At 75.0% G+C, this 5356-nt stretch carries 3 protein-coding genes; all 3 read right to left on the bottom strand.

Going from position 1 to position 5356, the window contains the following annotated elements:
* On the bottom strand, positions 1-264 hold a 264-nt coding region (locus E1283_RS31200), incomplete at its 3' end, for an RNA polymerase sigma factor (RefSeq protein WP_425086261.1).
* Positions 265-329: 65 nt separating this feature from the next.
* Positions 330-3158, bottom strand: a complete 2829-nt coding sequence (locus E1283_RS31195; protein WP_132821532.1) for an NHLP bacteriocin export ABC transporter permease/ATPase subunit — start codon at positions 3156-3158, stop codon at positions 330-332.
* A gap of 2 nt (positions 3159-3160) precedes the next feature.
* Positions 3161-5227 carry an NHLP family bacteriocin export ABC transporter peptidase/permease/ATPase subunit gene (locus tag E1283_RS31190; RefSeq protein ID WP_132821531.1) on the bottom strand — a complete coding sequence of 689 codons (2067 nt, stop codon included), beginning with the start codon at positions 5225-5227 and terminating at the stop codon, positions 3161-3163.
* Positions 5228-5356 lie beyond the last annotated feature (129 nt).

Genomic DNA, 5356 nt, shown 5'->3' with positions numbered 1-5356 from the left:
GGGGACGGTGGCGCGGCGGCCGGCGGCCATCCGGCGGACCATGGCCAGCAGGTAGTCGCGGACGGAGGTGCGGGGGCCGCCGCCCGCGCGGACGGCGGCCAGGGTGCGGGTGAACGCCTCGCCGGTCAGGTCGTCGGCGGCCTGGTCGGTGAGGCCACCGCCCCTGGCGTGCAGCCACACCGTGCGCCGGTGTCGGCGGTACAGCTCGGCGAAGGCGGCGCTGTCGCCGTCGCGGGCCCGGGCCAACAGGGCCGTGTCGTTCACGGGGTGGGGCTGGTCTTGCATGGGGCTCGTCTCTCCGGTTTCGGCCGGCTCAGTCATCGGGACCATCACGCCATCTGCCGGCGCACCAGCTCGTGGAAGAGCCCGGTGTGGTCGGCCAACAGTGCCGCTGGCGGGCCCTGTTGGACGATCCGGCCCTCGGACATGACGAGCACCCGGTCCGCGTCCATGACGGTGGAGAGCCGGTGGGCGATCACGATCCGGGTGGCGCGCAGCGCCCTGGTGGCGGCGGTGACGACGCGCTGGGCCTCGTTGTCCAGCGCGCTGGTCGCCTCGTCGAAGAACAGGATGCGCGGCCTGCGGATCAACGCCTGGGCGATCATGAGGCGTTGTCGCTGGCCGCCGGAGACGGTGGAGCCGCCGTCCGAGAGGATGGTGTGCATGCCCATCGGCATGGCCTTGATGTCCTCGGCCAGGCCGGCGAGCGCCGCGGCCTGCCACGCCTCCTCCAGCGTGTACGAGCCGGTGCCGCGGATGCAGTCGAGGAGGGAGCCGGTGAGGGGCGCCGCGTTCTGGAGGACCACGCCGCACTGGCGGCGGACGGCGGCCCGGTCGAGGGCGGCCAGTTCCTGGCCGTCGTAGCGGACGCTGCCGGTGAGCGGGTCGTCGAAGCCGATGAGCAGCCGCAGCAGGGTGGACTTGCCGCAGCCGCTGGGGCCGACGACGGCGACGAACTCGCCGGGGCGCGCCTCGAAGTCGACGTCGTCGAGGACGAGTGGGGCGCCCTCGGCGTAGCGGTAGGAGACGGCACGGGCCTCCAGGTGGCCGGTGAGCGGCGCGGGTTGGGTGTCGGCGCCGGTGGTCACCTCGGGGACGGCCTGGAGGATCGGCCTGACCTGCTCGAACATCGGTAGTACGGCGGCGGCCGACAGCAGCGCGCCGGTCAGTTGGGTGGCGGCGGACAGCAGCATGGTGGCGGCGGTGTGGAAGGTCAGGAACTCGGCGGCCGACAGGGACCCGCGGGCCGGGCCGGCGAGCAGCATGAACATCACCAGGGTGCAGACCGGCAGGCAGACGGCGTTGAGCACGGTGATGGTGTTGGCGATCCGGCCGGCGCGCTGTTGGAGGTCGCGGGTGCGGGCGAACTCGCGGGCCCAGGCGGCGTAGGCGAAGCTCTCGGCGGCGGCGACGCGCAGCTTGGGAAGGGCGCGCAGGGTCTGGAACGCCTGGTTGTTGAGGCGGTTGCCGATGATCACCAGGCGCCGCTGGTAGCGGAGCTGCCACAGGCCGAGGGTGAGGAAGAGGGTCGCGACGGTGGCCAGCATGGCGAGGGCGACGAGCGCCAGCGGCACGCTGTAGACGAGGAGCAGCACCAGGTTGGCGGCGCCGATGGTGGTGGCCTGGAGGCAGGTGGAGCCGATGCCGGCCAGCACGCGGCGGATGGCGCTGACGCCCATCGCGGCGCTGGCGAGTTCCCCGGTGGAGCGGCCGCTGAAGAAGGTGGCGGGCAGCCGCAACAGCCGGTCCCAGACGGCGGGTTGGAGAGTGGCCTCGACGCGTCCCGCCATCCGGAGGACGGCGGTGTTCTGGAGCAGCATGAAGACGGCCGCGACGACGGCGATGGCGACGACCGCCACGCCGGCCTGCACGATGAGGCCGGTCTCGCCGCGGGGCACGAACTCGCCGAGCACCTGGCCGGTGGCGATCGGCACCAGGGCGCCGAGGCCGGCGGCGACGAGGCCGCCGACGGCGAGGTCGCGCAGTTCGCGGCGGGTGCCGCGCAGGCTGAAGCGGATCAGCCTGGGCAGGTCCAGAGGACGGTCGGGGAGCGGGCGGTAGAGCAGCACGGCGTCCGGTTCGAGGTCGGCGGCCGTGGCGCGGTCGACGGGCTGGCGTTCGTCGGTGGCGGGGTCGGCGGCGACGTAGCGGCCGCGGTGCCAGAGCAGGGCGACCGGGGCGCCGTCGGCGGCGCGTCGGCCGACCAGGGGGCCGCCGTTCTCCCGCCACCAGTGGCCGGTGAGCCGGACCCGGCGGGTGCGGACGTGGGAGGCGACGGCGATCGCCTCGATCGGGTCGGTGCCGGCGGAGGTGCCGGCGGAGGGGCCGGCGGAGGGGCCAGTGGAGGCGTCGTCCGACGGCGCGGGTGGCCGGTCGGTGAGGGCGATGCCGGCGTCGGCGGCGACCAGGCGGCAGGCGGCGAGGGTGGCGTCGACGTCCGCCCCGGCACCGCGGGTCCGCGAGGTGCGGCCGATGGCGGCGAGCAGGGCCTGGTTCGCCTCGGTGCGGGCGGCCTCGCCGGCCTTGATACCGGCGGCGGTGCGGTCCTCGTGGGCGCGTTCCAGCTCGCCGATCCAGCCGTCGAGGGCGTGCAGCAGCCGGCGTTGCTGGTCGACCATGCCGCGCCAGACGCCCGGGGCCATCAGCAGGGTGCCGTCGCCGCCGTACTGGACGCTGCCGGGCGGGATCGACGGCCACAGGATGTCGTCCTCGCCGCCGCCGAGCGGCGCCTGGTACAGCACCCGCAGCCCGCGCCCGATGCCCTGGGCGAACGCCTCCTCGACGGGGCTCGGCCAGCCGCCGCCCGCGTGGTAGGCCGCCTCGTACGCCGCCGGGTGCAGTTCGCGCAGCTCGACGCGGTGCAGTCGGCTGCCGGGCAGCGGCCGGGTGACCAGCGTGTGGGAGGGGCCCGGCGCGGGGCCGAGCAGCAGGGTGCCGGCGGGCAGCCGGCCGAGGAAGTGGCGGTGGCCCTGCCGGGCGGCGTCGACGGCGAACAGGTCGAGGGCGCCGGCCGCCACCAGCCACAACACCAGGGGGCCTTCGAGGGGCGCCTCGCGGGTGCCGGTGAGGTCGACGGGCCTTCCGAGCGCACCGAGCGCCGCCAGCACCGGATCGGACGGCGCGCCCGCGCCCGCGCCCGCGCCCGCGCTCACGTTCACGTTCAACGCTCCCGCACCAGCGCCGCGTAGGCGCCGCCGGCGGCCGACAGGCGTTCGTGGCGGCCGCGTTCGACGACGGTGCCGCGGTGCAGCACCAGGATCTCGTCGCTGTCCCGCACGGTGCTCAGCCGGTGGGCGATGACGACGCAGGCGCAGCCGCGGCGCCGCAGGTTGTCGATGATGGTCTGCTCGGTGGCGGCGTCCAGGGCGCTGGTCACCTCGTCGAGGACGAGGACGCTGGGGCGCCGCACCAACGCCCGGGCCAGTTCGAGGCGTTGCCGCTGGCCGCCGGAGAAGTTGCGGCCGTCCTGCTCGACGCGGCTGTGGATTCCGCCGGGGCGGCGGGCCACCACGTCGTCGTAGACGGCGGCGTCGCGCAGTGCCTCGATGACGGCGTCGTCGGGGATGGACGGGTCCCACAGCGCGACGTTGTCCCTGACCGTGCCGGCGAACAGGAACACGTCCTGGTCGACGAAGGAGACGGAGGCCGCGAGCGCGCCGCGCGGGATCTCGCCGAGCGGCGTGCCGTCGACCCGGATGGTGCCCTCCCACGGCGAGTAGAGGCCGGCGAGCAGCCGCGAGACGGTGGACTTGCCGCTGCCCGAGCCGCCGACCAGCGCGACCCGCTGGCCCGGGCCCACGGTGAGCGAGAAGTCCCGCAGCAGCGGCGGGTCGAGGGGGCTGTAGCCGAAGGTGACGCGGTCGAGTTCGACGAGGCCGGTGAGGCGGCGGGTGCTGGGCGCCGGCTCGCGGCGGGCGTAGACGGGGTCGACGGGGAAGTTCTCGACGTCCTTGAGGCGCGCGACGTCGGCGGCGAAGTCCTGGAGCCGGCCGGCCACCCCGTTGAGGCGGGTGATCGGCGCGGTGAAGCTGGTCACCAGGGCCTGGAAGGCGACGAGCAGGCCGACTGTCAGATGGCCCTCGACGGCCCGCAGCCCGCCGACGGTCAGGATCAGCGCGCTGTTGAGGGCGGCGAGGGTGGGCGCGACGACGGCCAGCCAGGCGCTGGGCACGCCGAGCCGCTGCTGGGTGTCCAGGGTGGTGGCGTGCTGCCCCGCCCAGCGGCGGAAGAAGCCGTCCTCGCCGCCGGTGGCCTTCATCGACTCGATGAGGGTGAGCCCGCTGTAGGAGGTGTTGGTGAGCCGGGCGCTGTCCGCGCGCAGCTTCTGGGTGCCGGTGGCGCGCAGGCCGAGCACGATCCGCATGGCGACGACGTTGAGCAGCGCGACCAGCACGCCGAGGACGGTGAGCCCCGGGTCGTAGCTCCACAGCAGCAGCGCGTACAGCAGGACGACGACGGCGTCGACGCCGGCGGCGGCCAGGTCGCGGGCGAGGACGTCGGCGACCGTGTCGTTGGACTGGAGGCGCTGCACCAGGTCGGCGGCGTTGCGCTGGGAGTAGAAGGAGACGGGGAGTCTGAGCAGGTGGCGCAGGAAGCGGGCGCTGCCGAGGGTGGCGGAGATGACGCGGCCGCGCAGCAGGTTGGCCTGTTGGACGGCGGTGAGGGTGGCGGTGACGGCGAGGGTGGTGGCCATGGCCGTGAACAGCACGTCGAGTCCCGACGTCTGGCCGCCGATCAGGAACAGGTCGACGTAGGTGCGGCTGAGCGCCGGCACGGTGGCGCCGGCGACCACCAGCAGCAGGCTGGCGAGCACCACGGCGAGCATGGTGCCCGACATGCCGCGCAGCCGGGCCGGCATGGCGCGCAGCACGCCGGGTCGGCGGCCGCCGCGCCGGAAGTCGGGGCCCGGTTCGAGGACGAGGACGACGCCGGTGAACGCGGCGTCGAACTCGTCGAGCGGCACGAACCTGCGGCCGTGCGCCGGGTCGTTGATCCGGGCGCCGCGCGGGCCGAGGGGGCCGAGGCGGCGGCCGATTCCCTCCAGGACGACGTAGTGGTTGAACTCCCAGAAGAGGATGGCGGGCGGCCGCACCTCGGCGAGGGCGGCCACGTCCATCTGCATGCCCTTGGCGGTCAGGCCGTGGCGGCGGGCCGCCTTCAGGAGGTTGCTGGCCCGGGAGCCGTCGCGGGAGACGCCGCAGGCGATGCGGAGTTCCTCCAGCGCCACGTGCCGGCCCGGCCGGCGGCGCCGTGGCGGGCGGTTCGTCGTCCTCGACCTCGCCGCCGAAGTGCGTCAGCAACGCGGCCAGGCCGCCGTCGAAGCCCTGGCCGACGGCGGCGAAGCGCCAGCCGTCCT

It is taken from the genome of Streptomyces hainanensis (genome assembly GCF_004348415.1).
Lineage (GTDB): Bacteria > Actinomycetota > Actinomycetes > Streptomycetales > Streptomycetaceae > Streptomyces > Streptomyces hainanensis.
Note: the sequence above shows the minus strand (reverse complement) of the source record. Positions and strands in the feature narration are given on the sequence as shown.